The organism is Bacillus sp. GbtcB10, assembly GCF_019091365.1.
GTDB classification, from domain to species: domain Bacteria; phylum Bacillota; class Bacilli; order Bacillales; family Bacillaceae; genus Bacillus; species Bacillus altitudinis.
This window is the reverse complement of sequence record NZ_JAGXJP010000003.1, coordinates 560,574-581,435: the sequence shown is the minus strand read 5'-3', so window position 1 is coordinate 581,435 and position 20,862 is coordinate 560,574. Positions and strand designations below refer to the sequence as shown.

Annotated in this window: 17 protein-coding genes, 1 other RNA gene and 1 other annotated feature; of the genes, 15 read left to right on the top strand and 3 right to left on the bottom strand. The window is 42.6% G+C overall.

Annotated features, from left to right (window positions below; translation table 11 throughout):
- Window positions 1–1,551, bottom strand: a complete 1,551-nt coding sequence (gene spoVB, locus KVT11_RS13220) for a stage V sporulation protein B (protein ID WP_056705836.1) — start codon at window positions 1,549–1,551, stop codon at window positions 1–3.
- 116 nt (window positions 1,552–1,667) lie between these two features.
- Here spoVB and KVT11_RS13215 point away from each other — a divergent pair, with 116 nt between their 5' ends.
- From KVT11_RS13215 to dtd, 8 genes are all read left to right on the top strand, one after another.
- A complete protein-coding gene (locus tag KVT11_RS13215) occupies window positions 1,668–1,964 on the top strand; it encodes a post-transcriptional regulator (RefSeq protein ID WP_003216788.1) in 297 nt (98 codons plus the stop codon).
- A gap of 41 nt (window positions 1,965–2,005) precedes the next feature.
- A complete protein-coding gene (gene secDF / locus KVT11_RS13210) occupies window positions 2,006–4,234 on the top strand; it encodes a protein translocase subunit SecDF (protein WP_081114279.1) in 2,229 nt (742 codons plus the stop codon).
- 199 nt (window positions 4,235–4,433) lie between these two features.
- Entirely contained in the window at window positions 4,434–4,922 is a 489-nt protein-coding gene (locus KVT11_RS13205) for a cation:proton antiporter regulatory subunit (RefSeq protein WP_008342734.1), read from the top strand.
- Between the two features lie 99 nt (window positions 4,923–5,021).
- Window positions 5,022–5,378 carry a LapA family protein gene (locus KVT11_RS13200; protein ID WP_017367707.1) on the top strand — a complete coding sequence of 119 codons (357 nt, stop codon included), beginning with the start codon at window positions 5,022–5,024 and terminating at the stop codon, window positions 5,376–5,378.
- An 81-nt stretch (window positions 5,379–5,459) separates the two neighbouring features.
- A complete protein-coding gene (gene recJ / locus KVT11_RS13195) occupies window positions 5,460–7,793 on the top strand; it encodes a single-stranded-DNA-specific exonuclease RecJ (protein WP_039167070.1) in 2,334 nt (777 codons plus the stop codon).
- Between the two features lie 23 nt (window positions 7,794–7,816).
- Window positions 7,817–8,329 (top strand): adenine phosphoribosyltransferase, encoded by a 513-nt coding sequence (locus KVT11_RS13190; protein WP_008342729.1) that lies wholly within the window; start codon window positions 7,817–7,819, stop codon window positions 8,327–8,329.
- Between the two features lie 142 nt (window positions 8,330–8,471).
- A complete protein-coding gene (locus KVT11_RS13185; protein ID WP_008342726.1) occupies window positions 8,472–10,682 on the top strand; it encodes a RelA/SpoT family protein in 2,211 nt (736 codons plus the stop codon).
- A gap of 18 nt (window positions 10,683–10,700) precedes the next feature.
- The gene (gene dtd / locus KVT11_RS13180; protein ID WP_048003401.1) at window positions 10,701–11,144 is read left to right on the top strand and encodes a D-aminoacyl-tRNA deacylase; all 444 of its coding nucleotides are present in this window, start codon (window positions 10,701–10,703) and stop codon (window positions 11,142–11,144) included.
- Between the two features lie 97 nt (window positions 11,145–11,241).
- Here the strand turns inward: dtd and KVT11_RS13175 are convergent, their stop codons facing one another.
- Window positions 11,242–12,822 (bottom strand): N-acetylmuramoyl-L-alanine amidase family protein, encoded by a 1,581-nt coding sequence (locus KVT11_RS13175; protein ID WP_050827504.1) that lies wholly within the window; start codon window positions 12,820–12,822, stop codon window positions 11,242–11,244.
- A 137-nt stretch (window positions 12,823–12,959) separates the two neighbouring features.
- Between KVT11_RS13175 and KVT11_RS13170 the strand changes: the two genes are divergently transcribed.
- The 5 genes from KVT11_RS13170 (at window position 12,960) to KVT11_RS13150 (ending at window position 17,688) form a co-directional block, all read left to right on the top strand.
- Complete coding sequence (locus KVT11_RS13170) at window positions 12,960–13,130, top strand: YrzK family protein (protein ID WP_003216250.1); 171 nt, start codon at window positions 12,960–12,962, stop codon at window positions 13,128–13,130.
- Between the two features lie 58 nt (window positions 13,131–13,188).
- Window positions 13,189–13,428: a binding site (T-box leader), on the top strand.
- A 73-nt stretch (window positions 13,429–13,501) separates the two neighbouring features.
- Window positions 13,502–14,776 (top strand): histidine--tRNA ligase, encoded by a 1,275-nt coding sequence (gene hisS / locus KVT11_RS13165; protein WP_017358112.1) that lies wholly within the window; start codon window positions 13,502–13,504, stop codon window positions 14,774–14,776.
- An 18-nt stretch (window positions 14,777–14,794) separates the two neighbouring features.
- Complete coding sequence (gene aspS / locus KVT11_RS13160; protein ID WP_096882167.1) at window positions 14,795–16,573, top strand: aspartate--tRNA ligase; 1,779 nt, start codon at window positions 14,795–14,797, stop codon at window positions 16,571–16,573.
- A gap of 77 nt (window positions 16,574–16,650) precedes the next feature.
- Window positions 16,651–16,831, top strand: a non-coding RNA gene (gene ssrS, locus KVT11_RS13155) — 6S RNA.
- Between the two features lie 92 nt (window positions 16,832–16,923).
- A complete protein-coding gene (locus tag KVT11_RS13150) occupies window positions 16,924–17,688 on the top strand; it encodes a tRNA threonylcarbamoyladenosine dehydratase (protein ID WP_008342718.1) in 765 nt (254 codons plus the stop codon).
- 32 nt (window positions 17,689–17,720) lie between these two features.
- Here the strand turns inward: KVT11_RS13150 and KVT11_RS13145 are convergent, their stop codons facing one another.
- On the bottom strand, window positions 17,721–18,986 hold the full coding sequence (locus KVT11_RS13145; protein ID WP_116307225.1) for a replication-associated recombination protein A: 1,266 nt from the start codon (window positions 18,984–18,986) through the stop codon (window positions 17,721–17,723).
- Window positions 18,987–19,193: 207 nt separating this feature from the next.
- On the opposite strand from KVT11_RS13145, the gene cymR reads away from it, so the two are divergent.
- Together cymR and KVT11_RS13135 are read left to right on the top strand one after the other, a co-directional pair.
- The gene (cymR, locus tag KVT11_RS13140; protein WP_008342713.1) at window positions 19,194–19,613 is read left to right on the top strand and encodes a cysteine metabolism transcriptional regulator CymR; all 420 of its coding nucleotides are present in this window, start codon (window positions 19,194–19,196) and stop codon (window positions 19,611–19,613) included.
- A gap of 18 nt (window positions 19,614–19,631) precedes the next feature.
- Window positions 19,632–20,774 (top strand): cysteine desulfurase family protein, encoded by a 1,143-nt coding sequence (locus KVT11_RS13135; protein ID WP_099496641.1) that lies wholly within the window; start codon window positions 19,632–19,634, stop codon window positions 20,772–20,774.
- Window positions 20,775–20,862 lie beyond the last annotated feature (88 nt).

Sequence of the window (20,862 nt, the reverse complement as noted above, 5' to 3'; positions counted from 1 at the left end):
CTAAAGCAGCTTTCCAATAAACGGGATGCGGCGTAGCTCTTCTCGTTTCACTAGCCCAAGACAGATTAATAGAATGACATACAGCATGCACGTCAAAAAGATCATCATGACAAGCTCTAAAGGTGCGGAAAAGAGTCCGCTCGCTTGATGTTTCATCCATAAGCTGACCGCCCCAGTACCGATGATCACAAGGACGCAAAGTCCATATTCTTTTAATGGTAAATGAATAGGCAGTACTTTACCGACAGTTGCCGCATGGAGCAACGTGACAAGAACGATGCCGATGAGTATCGCAAGCGCTGCGCCCATAATGCCAAAGCTTGGCTGTGAAGCAAGAACAAAGATCATACCTGTTTTCACAACAGCTCCTATCAAACTGTTGGTCATCGCTGCCCCCGCTAAATTTAATGCTTGAAGGACAGCCTGCAGCGGCCCTTGAAAGTAATAGAGCAAAAAGAAGGGGGCCATGAATTTTACATAGACAGCGGCATGAGATGAACCATACATGAAGAGGGTTAAATTTTCTGCATACACGAAAAGGATAATACATGAAATGCCCCCGCTTAATAAACAAAGGCGCATCGCCTGCTTGAGCCGGTATTCGACCGTTTTGCGTTTGTTCTGTTCCATCCCCTCACTAATCGCTGGAACTAGTGCGGTGGAGAGAGAATACGTGATAAAACTAGGAAGTGTCAAAAGGGTGAGCGCAAGTCCTGTCAATTCTCCGTACTGCCTTGTTGCTTCCACAGCTGCATAACCGGCAATCGCAAGGCTTTGCGCGACGACAATCGGTTCTAAAAACCACGAGATATTGCCGATGAAACGGCTGCCTGTCGTTGGCAGGGCAATACTCATGAGCTGTTTAAACGTATCCTTCCCATCATGAATTGCCTTGAAAAAACGTTTTCGGATACGGATGGTCTTTTTATAACGAAAGGCAATCAGTAAGTAAGCAAGTGAAATCATTTCCCCAATGACAGATGAAATCATGGCGCCTGCTGCTGCATATTCAATTCCATAAGGCAGGAACGCTGTTGTACATACTGCCACGAGTGAAATTCTTGCGACCTGTTCTAGTACTTGTGACATCGCAAGCGGGCTCATTTGCTGTCTTCCTTGGAAATAGCCCCTTAACACACTAGAGATCGCAATAACGGGTACGACTGGTGTAATGGCAAGCAGAGGATAGACCGTTCTAGGATCTGTCAGCATATTTTCCGCCATAATAGGGGCAAACCATAAAAAGAGCGGCGTGAAAATCAGGCTGAGTGTTCCTGTTATCGCAAGGGACATCACTAGAATGCGTTTTGTTTTCTGTTTGTCACCACGGGCTTCTGCTTCTGCGACTAGCTTACTAATCGCAACAGGAAGTCCGAATTGAGTTAGCGTCACGGCGAGAAAAAAGGTAGGCGCTGCCATCATATAAAGCCCTACGCCTTCTTCACCAATGAACCTTGCAATCACAATTCGATTGACAAAACCCAATATTCTTGTAATAAAACCTGCTAAAATTAAAATAATCGTCCCTTTTAAAAACGTTTGCTTCGTCAAATCACAGATCACCTGCCTTCTCAAACGACATAGAATCATATACAATAAGATATGCGTGTATATCGTCCAAGCATGACAAGTCTCTCGATAAAAAACTGAAAAGGGGGAGCCTCACATTGACACAACATCCGGCTGCTATATACAAAGACCATTTAAAGCCTTTTCTGTTCAGTAAGCTTGAAGAATTCATCGTTTTGGGCTATAAAGATGTAGATTTAGAGGAATTATGGTCATACTTAGAGAATAAGAAGTGGAAGAAAAAACAAGAGTATCCGATTCATGAAATGGTTGCAGATATTTTATCTGTGAAAATTGGCGAATTTATGAACTATGCAACCGTTCAGTCGTTTAAAACGTCTGCTTTTTTGGACAGTGAAGATGGCAAGAATATGCTGGACGAACTGTTGAAATAAGCCATCTAAATGGATTCAGGTGTTTAAGGAGGAAATACATAATGAAAAAAGGGCGCATACTTGCGTTTTTCTTAGTGGTTCTGTTAATCGGAACTGGTGTGGGCTTATTAACGAAGCCCGTTGCGAAAGATATGACGCTAGGGCTGGACTTACAGGGTGGATTTGAAGTTCTGTATGATGTACACCCAGTGAAAAAAGAAGACAAGATCACAAATGGTGTTCTCGTCAGTACAGTAGAGGCTTTAAACCGAAGAGCCAACGTGCTTGGGGTCAGTGAGCCGAACATTTCGATTGAAGGAAACAACCGTATCCGCGTACAGCTTGCGGGTGTAAAAGATCAAAACAGAGCACGGGAGATTCTATCGACTGAAGCACAGCTTTCCTTCAGAGATACGAATGACAAAGAGCTTCTAAACGGATCTGATCTTGTTGAAAATGGTGCAAAACAAACATTCAATCAAACGAATGAGCCGATCGTGACGGTCAAACTAAAGGATGCGAAAAAGTTTGGTGACGTGACAAAAAAAGTAGCGGCGATGGCACCAAACAATCAGCTTGTCATTTGGCTTGATTATCATAAGGGAGATTCCTTCAAAAAAGAAGTCTCTAAATCAAATCATAAGTATGTATCTGCGCCGAATGTAAACCAAGAAATTAACAGCAGTGACGTACAAATCGAAGGAAACTTTACGGTTCAAGAGGCAAAAGACCTTGCGAGCATTTTAAATGCCGGCGCATTGCCAGTAAAATTAACCGAAAAATATTCAACATCTGTGAGTGCACAGTTTGGTGAGCAAGCACTAAACGAAACAGTCTTCGCAGGAATTGTAGGAATCGCATTTATCTTCTTATTCATGCTGTTTTATTACCGATTACCAGGTCTTGTTGCTGTCATTACACTGTCAGCTTATATCTATATCACACTGCAAGTCTTTGACTGGATGGGTGCGGTCATGACACTGCCTGGAATCGCTGCATTGATTCTTGGGGTAGGGATGGCTGTCGATGCCAACATTATTACGTATGAGCGGATTAAAGAAGAGCTCAAGCTCGGTAAATCTGTCCGTTCTGCTTTCAGATCGGGTAACCGCAGATCATTTGCCACGATCTTTGATGCAAACTTAACAAGTATTATTGCCGGAGGGGTTCTGTTCTTCTTTGGAACAAGCTCTGTCAAAGGATTTGCAACCATGCTTATCCTATCGATTTTGACAAGCTTTATCACGGCTGTCTTCCTATCAAGATTCCTTCTTGGATTACTTGTAGAAAGCCGTTATCTCGACCGCAGAAAAGGCTGGTTTGGGGTTCGTCAGAAAGACATTATTGATATTCATGAAACAACTGAAAATACTGAACCGAAAACACCATTTGATAAATGGGATTTCGTCAGCAAACGTAAAGGCTTTATGATTTTCTCAGCAGCCATTACCATTGCTGGAATCATTGTGCTGTCGATCTTCAAGCTCAATGCAGGTATTGACTTTGCAAGTGGTACTAGAGTTGATATTCAAAGTGACCATAAACTGTCAACAGAACAGGTGGAGCAAGATTTTAAAAAGCTAGACCTTGAGACAGACAGTGTTGTGTTATCGGGTCAAAAAGAAAATCAAGCAGCAGCTCGATTTGTCGGTGTTCCGAATAAAGAAAAAATCGCTGAAGTGAAAGATTACTTCAAAGATAAATATGGAACGGAGCCTAACGTAAGTACAGTGTCTCCGACGGTTGGAAAAGAGCTGGCACGTAACGCATTATACGCTGTCATCATTGCTTCGATCGGGATTATCTTATATGTATCTATCCGATTTGAGTATAAAATGGCGATTGCAGCGATTGTCTCTCTTCTATACGACGCATTCTTTATCGTTGCCTTCTTTAGCATTACGCGTTTAGAGGTGGATGTCACCTTCATTGCAGCGATACTCACGGTCATTGGGTACTCAATCAATGACACGATTGTCACCTTCGACAGGGTGCGTGAGCAAATGAAGAAACGCAAACCGAAAACGATCGAAGATTTATCGTACATTGTGAATTTAAGTTTACAGCAAACCTTTACGCGTTCTGTGAACACCGTGCTCACCGTACTTGTTGTGGTGATTGCACTTCTCATTTTCGGTTCAGCATCTATTACAAACTTCTCCATCGCCTTACTTGTCGGACTATTAACAGGGGTGTATTCATCCCTTTACATTGCGGCACAAATTTGGCTGATATGGAAAGGTCGTGAGCTGAAAAAGCCGGCTAAAATCGACACAGAACAAGATATTTAAACAAGAAAGACTGCCAGCTTGGCAGTCTTTTTTTCATGCATCATACTTGTCATCGTCACAACAATAAGATGATATGTAAAAACATTTCGGGTTTCATTGATCTTGAAATGGTCTTTTGCTATAATGACATACGTTTAGATCAGTATAGAAAGCAAGTGTCCGTTTGGGCATTTGGCTTTTATTCATTGGAGGGGCTGTTATGAAGGTTCGGGAAACTGAACTGCCAGGTATCGGTCACAAAGCCGAAATGATCACAAGAAATAATGAGAAGCTTGCCATTATCACACATGATGACGGCAGAAGAGAGATGTATCATTTTCAAGAAGATGATCACGAAGAATGTATTTCTGGTATCTTGCTTAGCGATGAAGAAGCAAGACAAATCTCGGCTATTTTAGGCGGCATGGTCTATAAACCAAAAGCGCTTGAGACAGTGGAGGTGGCCATTGATGAACTCATCATTGAATGGTTTAAGATTGAAAAGAACGCACCGGCTGTTAACCAGACGATCGGAGACCTGAGTGTTCGCCAAAACTATCAAGTAACAGTCATCGCCATTGTGAGAAAATCACATGAGAAAATTTTAAATCCAGGACCAGATACGGTGATTGAAGAAGGAGACACCCTTGTCATCTCTGGAGAAAGAAAAGAATTAAAGAGCCTCATTAAAGAAAAACTCAGCAGCTAAGCGCCCATGCTGATAGAAAACCTTCCGCCATGTTCTTTCGGTGTTTAAAAAGGACAAGAAAGAGGGAAGAATAAAAGAAAAAGCTTGGGGGATTTGTAGATGAATAAACAACAATGGACCATCATACTCGCATTTATTTTCGTATTAATTGTCTCAGTATTTGCTGTTATTAACGTGCGGCCTGTACAGGTAGACTACTTATTTGGAACGGCTGAATGGCCGCTGATCCTTGTCATTATCGGTTCTGTTCTGATGGGCGGACTCATTGTGGCTTTTGCGGGGATTTTCCAAATTGTGAAACTAAAACGTGAATTAAAAACATTAAAAGCTGAACATGCAGCCGCTAAAGCAAGCCCTGCTTCTTCTCATAAAAAGGCGGACAAAGACGTTCAAAAGAAAACGAATGTCACACCTTTAAAAGAACAGCCAGCGTCTTTTGACCGGAAGGAAAAATAATCTTCCAGTACAATTTCATAAAATAAAAATTGAAACCCCTCAGTCCACTCTAGTATAATAGTGTGGTTGAGGGGTGAATTTATGTTATTATCCAAAATGCGTTGGGAATATGAACATCCTAGCGAAGAAAAAGTGAAATCACTCTCTGAAAATCTGAATATTTCAGCGCTGACTGCATCACTTCTTGTACAAAGAGGGCTCGAAGAAGTAGAAGAAGCGAGGTCTTTTTTATTTGATCAAAAAGCCGAATTTCATGATCCATTCTTATTAAAAGGAATGAAAGAAGCAGTAGAGCGCATCAACAAAGCGATCGAAGAGCAGGAATCGATTGTGATCTTCGGAGATTATGATGCAGATGGTGTGACAAGTACGTCTGTACTTTTACATACACTTAAAGAACGATCTGCGAAGGTAGACTTTTATATTCCAGATCGATTTAAAGAAGGATATGGGCCAAACGAACAGGCTTTCCGATATATCAAAGAGCAAGGAGCATCGCTTGTTATCACCGTGGATACAGGGATCGCTGCTGTAAATGAAGCACGTATTGCAAAAGAAATAGGATTAGACCTGATCATCACAGATCACCATGAACCAAGCGAGGAACTGCCTGAGGCACTTGCAATTGTACATCCTAAGCAGCCTGGGTGTGAGTATCCGTTTAAAGAGCTGGCGGGTGTCGGTGTTGCGTTTAAAGTGGCACATGCACTCCTCGGTAAACTCCCAGTAGAATTATTAGATCTTGCTGCAATCGGTACAATTGCGGATCTTGTCCCGCTGCATGATGAAAATAGATGGCTTGCAAAAAAAGGCCTAATGCAGCTTCGTCAATCTAGAAGGCCTGGGTTAAAAGCGTTATTAAAAGAAGCAGGCGCCACTCTTGAAGAAGCAAATGAGGAAACGGTCGGCTTTCAAATTGCGCCAAGGCTGAATGCTGTTGGAAGAATTGAGCAGGCAGATCCGGCTGTTCATCTTCTCATGACTGAGGATATGGATGAAGCAGAAGAACTCGCTCGTTTTGTACAAGAATTGAACAAAGAACGGCAGAAAATTGTGAGTACGATCACGGAAGAAGCCATTCAAATGGTCGAAGAGACAGGCGCTGACCAGTCTGCTATCGTCGTAGCAAAAGCTGGCTGGAATCCAGGCGTTGTCGGCATTGTTGCTTCAAAATTGACGGATACATTTTCTCGTCCGGCGATTGTGCTTGGAATAGACGAAGAAACGCAGATGGCGAAAGGGTCAGCACGAAGTATTCCTGGCTTTGATTTATTTTTCCATTTGAGCAAGTGCCGTGACATCCTGCCGCATTTCGGTGGACACCCGATGGCAGCAGGAATGACACTTCAAGCGGATGATGTTCCTTTACTTAGGGAAAGATTGAATCAATATGCAAATGAAACGTTGACAGAAGAAGATTTCATTCCAATTCAACGGGTCGATGCAGTATGTAAAGTGGACGAAATGACGGTGCAAGCCATTGAAGAAGTGGGGCTACTGTCCCCGTTTGGCATGCAGAATCCTAAGCCGTTCATTATGATTGAAGACGCCCAGCTTGAAGACATCCGAACGATCGGGGCCAATCAAAATCACATTAAAATGTCACTAAAAGACGAAGACAAGCTGCTCGACTGTGTCGGTTTTCACCAAGGCAAGCTAAAAGAAGAACTTGTCCCAGGGAGTCAAATTTCTGTCGTTGGTGAGGTCTCGATTAATGAATGGAATAACCGAAAGAAACCTCAGCTCATGCTAAAAGACGCTAGAGTCGATGAATGGCAGCTGTTTGATTTGCGCGGGAAAAAAGATTGGGAAAAGAAAGTATCAACACTTGATCCAGCAAAAACGATGGTCTTCTGTTTTGACGAAGAAACAAAAAAGCAATCGGAGCTGGTGGATATTCCGATTCACCTTATTGATGCAGAAAATGTATCCACGTTTGATGTGCAGGAAAAGTATGTGATCTTTGCCGATGTTCCTGCCGATGAACACTTGCTCAAGCTGCTTTTAGAAAATCAACAACCAGCAAGAATTTATACGGTGTTTCAGCGGAAAGAAGATCACTTTATGTCCTCATTCCCGAGCCGTGATCAATTCAAATGGTTTTATGGGTTCTTGTTCAAACGGGGAAGTTTTCCTATTAAAGAACAAGGCATGGAGCTTGCCAAACATAGAGGTTGGACAAAAGATACAATCATTTTTATGACAAAGGTGTTTTTTGAACTCGGTTTTGTTAAAATAGAGAATGGTGTGCTGTCAATAGTGCGTGATGCCCCTAAAAAAGATTTAACCGCATCATCGTCTTATACAGCAAAACAACGATTGATGGAACTCGATCAAACACTAACATATTCCTCAGCCAAAGAGCTGAAGGAATGGCTGAATAGCATGATGAGCGAAGTCTCACCTGTGCTTTGACGTACGAGGAGGAAAAGGAAAAGATGGATTTAAAACAATATGTGACAGTTGTACCTGACTACCCAAAGGAAGGTGTACAATTTAAAGATATTACAACGTTAATGGATAAAGGCGAAGTGTACCGTTATGCAACGGATCAAATCGTTGAATACGCGAAGGAAAGAGACATTGATCTCATTGTTGGACCTGAAGCGCGTGGATTCATTATTGGCTGCCCTGTAGCATACGCACTTGGTGTAGGTTTTGCCCCAGTTCGTAAAGAAGGAAAGCTTCCTCGTGAAGTCATCAAAGTCGATTACGGTTTGGAATACGGTAAAGATGTATTAACGATTCATAAAGATGCAATTCGTCCGGGTCAGCGTGTACTGATCACAGATGATTTGCTTGCGACAGGTGGAACGATTGAAGCATCCATCAAGCTGGTTGAGGAATTAGGCGGCGTTGTGGCAGGGATTGCATTTTTAATTGAGCTGACGTATCTTGATGGCAGAAAGAAGCTTGACGGTTACGACATCTTGACGTTAATGCAATACTAATGGAGTTTTACGCAAAAAGCACTCAGTAAGAAGGGTGCTTTTTTCCTATCAAAAATCTTTTAGCGGACTTCTTCTCTTTACATCTATCGAATTTTTCTTGATAATAAACTACAATACAGTTTTCATTTAAAAAGGTGATTCCATGGCGAACGAACAAGTTTTAACGGCGCAGCAGGTCATTGATAAGGCAAGAGAATACCTGTCCGCTGAACATATTCAATTTATAGAGCGTGCATACGAATATGCTGAAAATGCTCACAAGGAGCAATACCGGAAATCCGGTGAGCCCTATATTATCCATCCTATTCAAGTGGCGGGAATTCTTGTTGATCTTGAAATGGACCCTTCGACCATTGCTGGCGGCTTCTTGCATGATGTTGTCGAAGACACGGATGTGACATTAGAAGATTTAAAAGAGCATTTTAACGAAGAAGTAGCCATGCTTGTTGATGGTGTGACAAAGCTCGGAAAGATTAAATATAAATCACAAGAAGAACAACAGGCTGAAAACCATCGTAAAATGTTTGTTGCAATGGCGCAGGATATTCGCGTCATCTTAATTAAGCTGGCAGACCGTCTCCACAATATGAGAACACTCAAACACCTTCCGCAGGAAAAGCAGCGAAGAATCTCAAATGAAACCCTTGAGATCTTTGCACCGCTAGCGCACAGATTAGGGATTTCAAAGATTAAGTGGGAGCTTGAAGATACAGCCCTCCGCTATTTAAATCCGCAGCAATACTACCGGATTGTGAATCTCATGAAGCGTAAACGAGCGGAACGTGAGGAATACTTGGACGAGGTTGTCAATGAAGTAAAAGACCGCGTGTCTGAGGTGAACATTAAGGCTGAATTCTCCGGCAGACCGAAACATATTTATAGTATTTATCGAAAAATGGTCATGCAAAATAAGCAATTTAATGAAATATATGATTTGCTGGCTGTTCGTATTTTGGTTGACAGCATTAAAGACTGCTATGCGGTACTTGGTATTATTCATACGTGCTGGAAGCCGATGCCAGGCAGATTTAAGGATTATATTGCGATGCCAAAGCCGAACATGTATCAGTCTCTTCATACAACGGTGATTGGTCCAAAAGGGGACCCGCTTGAAGTTCAGATTCGTACAGTGGAAATGCACGAAATTGCGGAATACGGAATTGCGGCACACTGGGCGTATAAAGAAGGCAAAGAGTCAGCAGAATCGACGGAAGAAGCCGTTTTCCAGAAGAAGCTGTCTTGGTTTAGAGAAATTCTTGAATTCCAAAATGAATCCACAGATGCGGAAGAATTTATGGAATCGTTAAAAATCGATCTCTTCTCTGATATGGTGTTTGTATTTACACCAAAAGGAGACGTCATTGAGCTACCGTCTGGTTCAGTTCCAATTGATTTCTCATACCGGATTCATTCGGAAATTGGAAATAAAACAATCGGAGCCAAAGTCAACGGTAAAATGGTCACACTTGATCATAAGTTAAAAACAGGTGACATTATTGAAATTCTGACATCTAAGCATAGCTATGGACCAAGCCAGGATTGGGTCAAACTTGCCCAAACCTCCCAAGCGAAGCACAAGATCAGACAGTTTTTCAAGAAACAGCGCCGTGAAGAAAATGTCGAAAAAGGCCGAGAACTTGTGGAGAAAGAAATCAAAAACCTTGAGTTCGATGTTAAAGACATCTTGACCGCTGAAAATCTGCAAAAAGTGGCTGATAAATTTAATTTCTCAAATGAAGAGGACATGTATGCAGCCGTTGGTTATAACGGAATTACGGCACTCCAAGTGGCGAATCGTTTAACGGAAAAAGAAAGAAAACAAAGAGATCAGGAAGAACAAGAGAAAACCGTTCAAGAAGTGTCTGTAGAGTCAAAACCATATCACGGGAAAAAACGGGAAGCTGGCGTGCGAGTGAAAGGCATTGATAACTTGCTTGTCCGTTTATCTAAGTGTTGTAATCCTGTTCCTGGTGATAGCATTGTTGGTTTTATTACAAAAGGCCGTGGCGTATCTGTTCACCGTGATGACTGTCCGAACGTGAAGACAGGAGAAGCGCAGGAACGGTTAATCCCGGTTGAGTGGGAGCATGAACAGCCTGCTCGAAACCGTAAAGAATACAATGTGGAAATTGAGATATTAGGATATGACAGGCGCGGCTTACTTAATGAAGTGCTTCAAGCAGTCAACGAAACCAAAACGAACATCTCGTCGGTTTCTGGTAAGTCTGATCGTAACAAAGTGGCGACGATCCATATGGCGATCTTTATCCAAAATATTAACCATTTGCACAAAGTGGTAGAACGCATCAAACAAATCAAAGACATTTACTCTGTTCGCCGATTCATGAATTAGAAAGGAAGTATATCGTCTATGAGGCTTGTTGTTCAGCGTGTGACGAGTGCATCTGTGAAAGTAGGAGAAGAGATCACAGGTGCCATCAATGAAGGCTATATGGTGCTCGTTGGTGTTACACATGAAGACACAGAAGAAGATGTGCATTACTTAGCTGAAAAGCTCGCACACTTGCGTATTTTTGAAGATGAAAACGGGAAAATGAATCTTTCGTTATTGGATGTAAAAGGAAGCGTGCTGTCTGTATCTCAATTTACTCTTTATGGTGATACGAGGAAAGGCAGACGGCCGAACTTTATGAAAGCTGCCAAACCGGATGTGGCGAATTCACTTTACGAATGCTTCAATGAAACGCTTAGAGAAAAGGGCATCCATGTTGAAACTGGACGTTTTGGGGCGATGATGGACGTCTCATTGACCAATTCGGGGCCAGTCACCATGTTGATGGACAGCAAAGAATAGAAAGACATTAGACTGTAGATAAACTCTTGCTGAGAGTTTGTTTAGAGTCTTTTTCTTTTGCGATCAAACAAAAAAGAGGCGCAGCGGCCTCTTTTTTCTATCGGAAATATTGTTTTAATCCTTCTGTCATTCCTTCTGTCACTCGTTCTTGGTAAGAGGCGCTATAAATGATCGCTTCTTCTTGAGGATTGCTTAAATAGCCGAGTTCATATAAAAGGGAAGGGCGTTTGTTTTCTCTTAAAACAAAATAATCTCCAAATTGGACTCCTTTATCAGGGATCTGTGATCGTTTTGCGACTTCCGTATGAACGCTTGTCGCCAGACGTTGATCTTTGGATGCCTGATAATAATATGCGGTGCTTCCTCTGATACTTGGGTCCATAAAGCTATCATAATGAAGACTAATAAATGCATCTGCATTTCGGTAATGTGAAGTGGCAACCCTCGATTGAAGGCTGATGAAAGTATCATCACTTCTTGTTAAATAGACATTTGCCCCAGAAGCTCTTAACTTACCTGCCAGCAAATGAGCGGTTTTGATCGTGATATTCTTTTCAAATGCACCGTCTGCGCCGATCGTGCCGCTGTCTTTTCCGCCATGCCCAGGATCAAGAACAATTGTTTTGCCTTTTAAAGATCCAGTGCCAGACGATGAATCCTGCTGAGGTCTTGGTGCTTCGCTGCTATTTTTCTTTGTTTGAACGACCCAGCTCGCCACGTAGCCTGTTCCGCCGTTTGATAATGTCACCTCGTACCAGTCACCTTGTGTACGAACAATTTGATAAGCAGCTCCTTTTGTTGCTCTTTCTGCAATTCCAGCAGAGGTAGAAGCGCTTTTTCTAATATTCGTTCCATCATAAACGATGTACGCTTTCTGATGAGATGACGAAGAGGATGAATTCTTTTCAGGTGCTGCACTTGTTCCTTGGTTTGAGACAATATAATAACTTGCAACCCAGCCTTTAACGCCTTTTGCTTCGATTTCATACCAGCCATTTTGCTCCCGTAAAATGGTGACTTGAGTGTTACGGGAAAGTGAAGCGGCCACTTGTGCATTTGGTGCCGCCGATTTTCGAACATTCAAGCTTGATACGCCAACTGTGCCGGACTGTTTAGAACGAGCGGGCTCAGCTGAACTGGATGAAGAAGCGTTTTGTCCGCCAGAAATATAATCAGAGTGGACCCAGCCTTCCGCTTGTTTGTACGATATTTTTGTCCATTCGCCGCTTGTGTCCAGCTTTTTAGCGGAAGCGCCCTGCGGGAAAGTGCCAATGACTTGATAGGAAGTCCCTGGGCCTGTCCGAATGCGAAGGTCGGAGGCTGTTGACGTAATCGAACTGCTTCCTTGCGTACTTTGACCTTGCGTCTTTTGCTTAGCAGGCTTTTGTGCATCAGATGACTTGGTAATCAGCCATGAGACGACCCAGCCTTTTTGTCCGTTCGATAGCCCGATCTGTACCCATTCTCCTTGTTCAGTGAGAATCGGGTAGCTTTCTCCTCGTTTCACAACTGCTGCGATCCCGTAGCTTAAACCAGGTCCGGTTCGCACATTGATTTCATCTGTTGCAACGACAGCTTGATCTGTTTGAGCCGTCGCATGTGTCATTGGCCAAGTGCTGGCAATGAGGACAAAACAGGTGAGCAGCAACATCATGTGATGGTGTGTTTTCAGATTCAAAACGGTGTTTTCCCCTCCCTTGTAAAACCGATGAATGTTAATTCGTTATGTAATGGATGAATTCCTTGCGGTTTCCCTAATAAAAATGAATCAATCTGTTTATACTAGATAAAAATGTGATAAAAGGATGTACAAACATGAGATTAAGCAGAAAATTAGGACGAGTGCAATATAATGGACATCGTGATATCGATCGCTGGCAGCACGACGAAATGGATCAACCAGGCTTCCTTGAAGAAACGGCATCTGAATACGGATGCACGTCAAAAGAAGAGCTGGAAAAGAAAAAGAGACACGGCAAGGGTTGACAGAGTGGCAGCACCGACCTTATTATAATATAAATCAACACACTTGAAAATTTAAAATGTGGAACTGATGATAGAGAATAGTAGGGTAAATTGCGTGAGCAGAGAGGAATCGCCTTAGGCTGAAAGCGAATCCGCATGGCATTTATCACGAAAGAACACTCTGTAGGTTTCCTGCTGAACACTCAAAAAATGAGTCATTAGGCGGAGAACGTGAATCTGCGTTAAGGATTTGAGCGGGAACATGGCTAGATCATGTTCCAACTAGGGTGGCACCACGGGTATAACTCTCGTCCCTACTATACACATAGTAGAGGCGGGGGTTTTTTATATGTCCACATAAAAAATGAATGATGGTCGTAGGAGGACGAAAAATGAGTTTTAATATTCCAAGAGGCACACAGGATATTTTACCGGGAGAATCAGAACGCTGGCAGTATGTTGAACAAATTGCGAGAGATACATGTGCAGCCTTTCAATACAAAGAAATCCGCACACCGATTTTTGAGCATACGGAACTGTTTGCACGAGGAGTAGGCGAGTCAACAGATATCGTTCAAAAAGAGATGTACACATTTGAAGACAAAAAAGGACGTAGCATCACACTTCGCCCAGAAGGAACAGCTTCAACTGTCCGTTCTTATGTTGAAAATAAACTGTTTGCACAGCCTGCACAGCCTACAAAGCTGTACTACATTGGACCAATGTTCCGCTATGAGCGTCCCCAAACGGGAAGATATCGTCAATTTTATCAATTCGGAATTGAAGCGATCGGTTCAAAAGATCCTGCCATTGATGCAGAGGTCATTTCATTAGCGATGAGTGTGTATGAGAAAGCGGGTCTTTCCAACTTAAAACTCGTCATTAACAGCCTTGGTGACAAAGAAAGCCGTGCAGATTACCGTCAAGCACTTGTCGAGCACTTTGAACCAAGAATTGATGAATTCTGTCATGACTGCCAAATTCGTTTGCATCAAAATCCATTGCGTATTCTTGATTGTAAAAAGGACCGCGACCACGAACTGATGGCAACGGCACCATCCATTCAAGATTACTTAAATGAAGAATCACGGACTTATTTTGAAAAAGTAAAACAATACTTAACCGATCTAGGCATTGAATATGTCGTCGATCCGAACTTAGTGCGCGGTCTTGATTATTACAATCACACTGCTTTTGAGATTATGAGTAATGCAGAAGGCTTTGGTGCGATCACAACATTAGCCGGCGGCGGCCGTTATGATGGACTTGTTGAAGGAATTGGCGGTCCTGAATCACCAGGTATCGGCTTTGCGATGAGTATTGAACGTTTCCTATCAGCGATTGATGCAGAGAAGATTGAGCTTCCTGTTCAAGACGGGATTGATTTATACATTGCGGCATTAGGAGATCAAGCAAAAGATTATGCTGTTGGCTTATTGAATCGCTTAAGAAAAGAAGGCATTTCAAGTGAAATGGACTATACAGGGAAAAAGCTAAAAGCACAATTTAAAGCCGCAGACCGCTCGAAAGCCAAGTTTATTGCAGTTCTTGGTGAAGATGAGCTGGCGCAGCAAATTGTAAACGTAAAAGATACGACAACAGGTGAACAAATTGAAGTGAAGCTTGATGAGCTGATTCAAATGATGAAAGCCCACCAGAAAGCGTAAAGAAGGAGTGGAATGTTTGTGTTTGGTAGAACTTTTTATTGTGGAGAAGTAACAGAAGACCAAATCGGTCAAACAGTTGTATTAAAAGGATGGGTACAAAAACGTCGTGACCTTGGCGGATTAATCTTTATTGACCTGCGTGATCGTACAGGCATTGTGCAAGTTGTCTTTCATCCAGACCAATCAAAAGAGGCTCTTGAGACAGCAGAATCGATTCGGAATGAATATGTCCTTGATATTAAAGGGACAGTGGTCGCAAGAGAAGAAGCCACGATCAACCCAAATTTAAAAACAGGCAAAATTGAAATTCAAGTCGACACAGTCACTGTTTTAAATGAAGCCAAGACGCCTCCATTTGTGATTTCTGATCAAGCAGATGAGGTATCAGAAGATGTGCGCTTAAAATACCGCTACCTAGATCTTCGCCGTCCTGCGATGTTTGAAACGATGAAAATGCGACATGAAGTCACAAAAGCATTCCGCCATTTCTTAGATGATCACGGCTTTCTAGACATTGAAACGCCAATTTTAACAAAAAGTACGCCAGAAGGTGCACGTGACTATCTTGTGCCAAGCCGTGTACACGAAGGAGAATTCTATGCGCTGCCGCAGTCTCCGCAATTATTTAAGCAATTGCTCATGGTGTCTGGGATGGACCGCTACTATCAAATCGCTCGCTGCTTTAGAGATGAAGACTTGCGTGCTGACCGTCAGCCGGAATTTACACAAGTCGATATTGAAATGTCCTTTATGAGCCAAGAAGACATCATGACGCTTGCTGAAGAGATGATGTCAAAGGTGATGAAAGATGTCAAAGGTGTTGACTTGACATTGCCATTACCTCGTATGACGTACGATGAAGCGATGAATTCCTATGGTTCTGACAAGCCAGATACACGATTTGACATGAAGCTTGTCAACATTTCAGACACCGTAAAAGACTCAGATTTCAAAGTCTTCAGTGGTGCTGTAAACAATGGCGGAGCTGTCAAAGCGATTAATGTCAAAGGGGCTGCAGCAAACTACTCAAGAAAAGACATCGATGCACTCGGTGCATTTGCAGCGAACTATGGTGCAAAAGGTCTTGCTTGGCTAAAAGCTGAAGGGACAGAGTTAAAAGGACCAATCGCTAAATTCTTTGATGAGTCAAAACAAGCAGAATTAAAAGAACAGCTTCAAGTTGAAGAAGGCGACCTTTTACTTTTTGTCGCTGACAAAACGTCTGTTGTCCATGATGCGCTTGGCGCACTTCGTTTAAAACTTGGCAAAGAGCTTAAACTCATCGATGAGTCTGTCTTCAATTTCTTATGGGTAGTCGACTGGCCGCTGCTTGAAAAGGATGAAGAAGAAGGCCGCTTCTATGCTGCCCATCATCCTTTCACAATGCCAGTTCGGGATGATCTTGAATTAATTGAAACAAGTCCAGAAGATATGAAAGCTCAAGCGTATGATCTTGTGCTGAACGGCTATGAGCTTGGCGGAGGTTCTATTCGTATTTTTGAAAAGGACATTCAAGAGAAAATGTTTGGTTTACTTGGCTTTTCTAAAGAAGAAGCGTACGATCAGTTCGGCTTCCTTCTTGATGCATTTGAGCATGGTGTGCCTCCGCACGGCGGAATTGCGCTTGGACTTGACCGCTTAGTGATGCTGCTTGCCGGCCGATCTAACCTAAGAGATACCATTGCGTTTCCGAAAACGGCAAGTGCAAGCTGTGTTCTCACAGATGCTCCTGGCACTGTAAGCGCAGCGCAGCTAGATGAACTGAGTTTGGCTATTAAAACAAAAGTAAAACAGTAAAATAGGCGCATGTTTATAGGCATGTAAACGCTTGAAAAAGGGACATGCCTATGATATGCTTTCATCAACCAATAAATAAAGTCCTGATACGTACGGTGGTTACCTAGTTTTGACCGAACATTTTTTTCTACGGGAGCTTGCCTTTCCTTTCTGCATAAATGCCTCTTCTGAGGACTTATAAAGTGAGGAAGAAAGCACCCACCTGCATGGTGCGGGGTTCAAAACGAAGGAGAAGCTGGCGGCGTGATCGGGACTTTTTTGTGTTTTTTTCTATTTGAGAAGGATGACGGAGAACGCTGAATATGATATGATTCTTTCGATTCATTTTAAATAAAGGTGGAGTGAGGCACTTGTTACATCAGTTTTCAAGAAACGAGCTTGCCATTGGCAAGGAAGGCTTAAATATATTAAAAAACAGTACAGTTGCAGTGCTTGGAGTAGGCGGCGTAGGTTCTTTTGCAGTAGAAGCCCTTGCTCGTTCAGGTGTTGGCCGTATTGTTCTTGTTGATAAAGATGATATTGATATTACAAATGTAAATAGGCAGCTGCCAGCTTTGCTATCAACGGTTGGTCAGCCTAAAGTTGACTTAATGCAGGCAAGAATTGCTGACATTAACCCAGAATGTGAAGTTGTTGCGCTCAAAATGTTCTATACAGAAGAAACATATGAACAATTCTTTGAGTATCCACTTGATTATGTCATTGATGCATCAGATACAATTCATTATAAAATTCATTTAATGAAAGAGTGCCTGAAACGCGATGTGAACATTATTTCGAGTATGGGTGCTGCAAATAAAACAGATCCGACACGTTTTAAAATTGATGACATCTCGAAAACACATACAGACCCAATTGCGAAAGTCGTTAGAACACGCCTGCGGAAGGAAGGCATTCGTAAGGGAATTGAAGTTATTTTCTCTGATGAAAGTCCGATTGTCATTCGTGAAGATGTGAGAAAAGAAGTGGGAAATGATGAAGCGAAAATTCGTAAGGCACAAATGCCGCCATCATCCAATGCTTTTGTTCCATCTGTGGCTGGACTGATCATGGGTGGTCATGTCATTATGAAACTGTTAAAAGACATTCCGATTACACGTGTGAAAGATAAATAAACAGCCCGCCTGCTTAGAGCAGGGGGCTTTTTTTATTTTTGCCGTCTTAAATTTTCGTACACTTGCTTTAGTGCACCTTCAAATTTCCCGGTTTGCTTCGGTACATAGTATTGCTTGTTTTTCAGCGGGTCAGGTAAATATTGCTGCTTCACCCAGCCGTTTTCGTAATCGTGCGGATATAAGTAATCGGCGCCCCTTCCAAGTGCAGCTGCCCCTTTATAATGGGCATCTTTTAAATGAACGGGAACTTCACCCATTTTCCCCGTGCGAATATCATGCAGTGCCGCATCAATCGCTTGGTAAGCGGAGTTTGACTTTGGAGAAAGACACAGTTCAATCACAGCATTAGCGAGTGGAATTCGTGCTTCTGGGAAACCAACTCTCTCAGCTGTTTGAACAGCGCTTAACACACGTGGCCCTGCCTGCGGGCTGGCTAGGCCAATATCTTCATAAGCCATCACAAGTAATCGTCTCGAAATGCTTTCAAGGTCTCCCGCTTCAATGAGTCTTGCAAGGTAATGAAGTGCCGCATCTGCGTCAGACCCTCTAATGGATTTTTGAAAAGCCGAGAGGACATCATAATGGGCATCACCGTTTTTATCATGCGAGAAGCTCTTTTTTTGTAAACATTCTTCTGCTGCAGCTAGAGTGATCGTGATCTGTCCAGATTCATCCGATTTTGTCGATAAAACGGCTAGTTCAAGCGCATTTAAAGCGGAACGCACATCTCCTCCGCATCCATTTGCAAAATGATTCATTGCCTCCTCATCAACTTTGACCGAATAACCGCCAAGCCCGCGATGTTCATCCTGTAAAGCTCGAGATAATGCAGCTTTGATTTGTTCTGTTTCCAGCGGCTTCAGCTCAAATATTTGTGTCCGGCTACGGATGGCTGGGTTAATCGCATGATACGGATTAGCTGTTGTCGCGCCAATTAAAATAATCATGCCATTTTCTAAATACGGAAGAAGGAAATCCTGCTTCCCTTTATCGAGTCTGTGGACTTCGTCTAAAATCAAGATGACCTGACCACTCATTTTCGCTTCAGCGGCGACAGCTTCCATATCTTTTTTGTTATGAATCACCGCATTCAATGTACGGAAGGCAATGCTTGTACTGCCAGCGATTGCAGTTGCAATGGATGTTTTGCCGATTCCCGGCGGCCCGTATAAAATCATCGAGGACAAATGTTTCGCCTCGACCATTCGTCTAATAATTTGACCTTCTCCAACGAGATGCTCCTGCCCAATAATGTCTCCAATATGACTTGGGCGCATCCGATACGCTAAAGGTTTCATGATTATCTCTCCTAAAGCAATGTCTTGTTTGTATAGAGTACCGAAATTTCTTCAAATAGAAAAGGGATGCGTCCTCGTTTTGAGCTCAGAACCCGCAAATGAAAGTTGGCTAAAAGTATGATATAATTGCTTTTGGTCTATATAAGCGTATATGAAATCAGAAAAATAATTGATGACATAGAAATAGAAAACGCAGAGGTGTTTAACTTGAAAATTTCTACTAAAGGCAGATATGGTCTGACGATCATGATCGAATTAGCCAAAAAACATGGCGAAGGCCCTACATCATTAAAATCAATTGCTCAAAACAATGATTTGTCTGAGCATTATTTAGAGCAGCTTGTATCACCACTTCGCAATGCACGTCTTGTGAAAAGTATCCGAGGAGCGTATGGCGGCTATGTGCTTGCCCATGAGCCAAACGAGATTACAGCCGGTGATATTATTCGTGTATTAGAAGGACCTATTAGTCCTGTTGAAGTGATCGAAAACGAAGAGCCAGCAAAGCGTGCACTTTGGATTCGTATTCGTGATGCAGTAAAAGACGTACTAGACAATACAACTCTTGAAGACTTGGCAAGTTATAAAGATGACGAGGATCAAGAGGCGTATATGTTCTATATTTAGATCAGAGGTGTACCGGAAATGGAACGTATCTATTTAGATCATGCAGCCACAACGCCGATGGATCAGCGAATTGTGGACAAGATGATGCCCTACTTTACAGAGATATTTGGCAATCCCTCTAGTATTCATTCATATGGGCGCGAGGCAAGAAAGTGGCTCGATGAAGCAAGGGAAGTCATTGCAGGAGAATTACACTGTAAGCAGCAGGAGATCATCCTCACAAGCGGGGGAACAGAGGCAGACAACTTGGCCATTACAGGTGTGGCAATGGCAAGGCAGCATGAAGGAAAACATATTATCACAACAAAAACTGAGCATCATGCAGTGCTGCATACATGCGAACGCTTAGAGAAGCTTGGTTTTGATGTGACGTATTTAGATGTGGATCACACTGGATTGATTCATCTTGATCAATTAAAACAAGCACTAAGAGACGATACAATTCTTGTGACCATCATGTATGGCAATAATGAAACGGGTGTGATTCAGCCAATCAAAGAAATTGGTCAACTTTTACACGAACACACTGCTTATTTTCATACAGACGCAGTACAGGCATTTGGGACAATATCAATTGATGTCACAGAACTTCATATCGACCTCTTATCTGCGTCCGGTCATAAACTAAATGGCCCGATGGGAACAGGCTTTTTATACGTCAATGAGCGTGTAAAACTTTCTCCGCAGCTATTCGGAGGAGAACAAGAAAGAAAACGCCGTGCTGGCACTGAAAATGTGGCGGGAATCATTGGGCTTGCAGAAGCAGTTCAATTAACAAAGCAAAATAGAAGAGAAAAAGCAGTGCATTATGGTAAGCTCAAAGAAGCGATGCTGCAAGTATTCAAAGAGGAATCACTCAATTTCTCTATCAATGGACACCCGAAAGAGACATTGCCGCATATTTTAAATGTCCACTTCCCGGGCGTTTCTATTGAATCGTTACTTGTGAACTTAGATATGGAAGGGATTGCTGTTTCAAGCGGGTCAGCATGTACGGCTGGATCTGTCCTTCCTTCGCACGTATTAAGCGCCATGTATGGTGAAGAAGCAAAAGAGCTGACATCCTCAGTCAGAATTAGCTTCGGTCTTGGAAATGAAGAGGAACATGTGAAGCAGGCGGCGCATAAGATAGCGGCTGTCGTGAAACGCCTAGCCAAATAAATGCTCCCTTTTGTTCGTGTGTGAAAAATGAAACAGCTAGGCACCTGAAGAACGAAACGCGCACGTTGTTTCATTGAAATTGGAGTTG